The organism is Anaerotalea alkaliphila (genome assembly GCF_010179735.1).
Lineage (GTDB): Bacteria > Bacillota > Clostridia > Lachnospirales > Vallitaleaceae > Anaerotalea > Anaerotalea alkaliphila.
Genome location: NZ_JAAEEH010000078.1, coordinates 1 through 2,398, shown reverse-complemented (window position 1 = coordinate 2,398; position 2,398 = coordinate 1). Strand labels below are relative to the sequence as shown.

At 64.1% G+C, this 2,398-nt stretch carries 1 protein-coding gene; it reads left to right on the top strand.

The annotated features are described in order from the left end of the window. Nucleotides 1-2,398, top strand: a 2,398-nt coding sequence (ppdK, locus tag GXN74_RS14155; protein ID WP_162371581.1) for a pyruvate, phosphate dikinase, incomplete at both ends; no start/stop codon positions are given.

The window sequence follows — 2,398 nt, the reverse complement described above, 5'->3', positions numbered from 1 at the left end:
TGGAGGAAATGACAGGCAAGAAATTCGGGGACGAGAACGAACCCCTGCTCCTTTCCGTACGCTCCGGCGCCCGGGCCTCCATGCCCGGCATGATGGACACGGTCCTGAACCTGGGCCTCAACGACGTTTCCGTGGAAGGCTTCGCGAGGAAGACCGGAAACCCCCGTTTCGCCTACGACTCCTACCGGCGGTTCATCCAGATGTTCTCGGACGTGGTCATGGGCCTCTCCAAGCACAAGTTCGAGGTGGTGCTGGACGAGATCAAGGAAGCCAAGGGATACAAGAGCGACCTGGAGCTGACGGCCGAGGACCTGCAGGAAGTGATAAAGGCCTACAAGGCTTTCTATAAAGAGGAAAAAGGCGAGGAGTTCCCCCAGGACCCCGAGCTGCAGCTGATGGACTGCGTGACCGCGGTGTTCGATTCCTGGAACAACGAGCGGGCCATCGTCTACCGCAGGATGCACGACATCCCCGGAAGCTGGGGGACGGCGGTGAACGTCCAGTCCATGGTCTTCGGGAACATGGGGGACACCTCCGGAACCGGGGTGGCCTTCACCAGGAACCCCGCCACGGGGGAGAAGAAGATCTACGGGGAGTACCTGCTCAACGCCCAGGGGGAGGACGTGGTGGCCGGCATCCGGACGCCCGAGCCCATCAGCAGGCTGGAGCAGGACATGCCCGCCGTCTACAGGCAGTTCATGGAGATCGCGGACAAGCTGGAGAACCACTACAAGGACATGCAGGACATGGAGTTCACCATCGAGGAGGAGAAGCTCTATTTCCTCCAGACCCGGAGCGGCAAGCGGACGGCCCATGCGGCCCTGCGGGTAGCCGTGGAGCTGGTGGAGGAAGGGCTCTGCACCGAGGAAGAGGCCCTGATGAAGGTGGACCCCAAGCAGCTGGACCAGCTGCTGCACCCCAACTTCGACCCGGCCGCCCTGGCGGCGGCCACCGTGGTGGCGACCGGCCTTCCCGCCTCTCCGGGAGCCGGAGCGGGACAGGTCTACTTCACCGCCGAGCATGCGGTGGAAGCAGCCAGACGCGGTGAGCGGGTGGTCCTGGTGCGGCTGGAGACTTCCCCCGAGGACATCGAGGGGATGGCCGCCGCCGAGGGGATCCTCACGGCCCGGGGGGGCATGACCTCCCACGCCGCTGTGGTGGCCCGGGGCATGGGCACCTGCTGCGTGTCCGGCTGCGGAGAGCTGAAGCTGGACTACGTGAACAGGCAGTGCACCATCGCAGGCCATGTGGTGGCGGAAGGGGACTTCATCTCCCTGGACGGGACCACCGGCAACATCTACATCGAGGACGTGAGGACCATCGAGCCGGAAATCAGCGGCTACTTCGCCCAGTTCATGGGATGGACGGACACCCACAGGGTGCTGAAGGTCCGGACCAACGCCGACAACCCCAAGGACACCCAGAAGGCGGTGGACTTCGGCGCCGAAGGCGTGGGCCTGTGCCGGACGGAGCACATGTTCTTCGAGGAGGACAGGATTCCCAAGATCCGGCAGATGATCGTCTCCAAGACGGTGGAGGAGCGCAAGAAGGCCCTGGACGGGCTGATCCCCTACCAGAAGGCGGACTTCAAGGGCATGTACGAGGTGCTGGCGGGCCGGCCCATGACCGTGCGCCTGCTGGACCCCCCGCTGCATGAGTTCCTCCCCCACACCGACGTGGAGATCGCGGCTTTGGCCAAGGAAATGGGCCTGGGGTTCGACGAGCTCAAGTCCACGGTGGAAAGCCTCCACGAGTTCAACCCCATGCTGGGGCACAGGGGCTGCCGTCTGGCGGTGACCTATCCCGAAATCGCCGAAATGCAGGCCAAAGCCATCATCCAGGCCGCCATCGAGGTGAAGCAGGAAAAGGGCTACGACGTGGTGCCTGAGATCATGATCCCCCTGGTGGGCGAGATCAAGGAGCTGGCCTATGTGAAGAAGTTCGTGGTGGACACGGTGGAAGCGGAAATCGCCGCCGCCGGCGTGGAGATGAAGTACATGGTGGGGACCATGATCGAGGTTCCCCGGGCGGCCCTCACCGCGGACGCCATCGCCAAGGAGGCGGAGTTCTTCTCCTTCGGCACCAACGACCTGACCCAGATGACCTTCGGCTTCTCCAGGGACGACGCAGGGGCCTTCCTGGACGACTACTACAAGAAGGCCATCTTCGAGTCGGACCCCTTCGCCCGGCTGGACGTGGAAGGCGTGGGGCAGCTGGTGGAGATGGCCTGCACCAAGGGCAAGGCCACAAGGCCCGGCATCAAGCTGGGCATCTGCGGGGAGCATGGCGGAGACCCCAGCACCATCGAGTTCTGCCACAACATCGGACTGGACTACGTGTCCTGCTCGCCCTTCAGGGTTCCCATCGCACGGCTTGCGGCGGCCCAGGCGGCGATCAA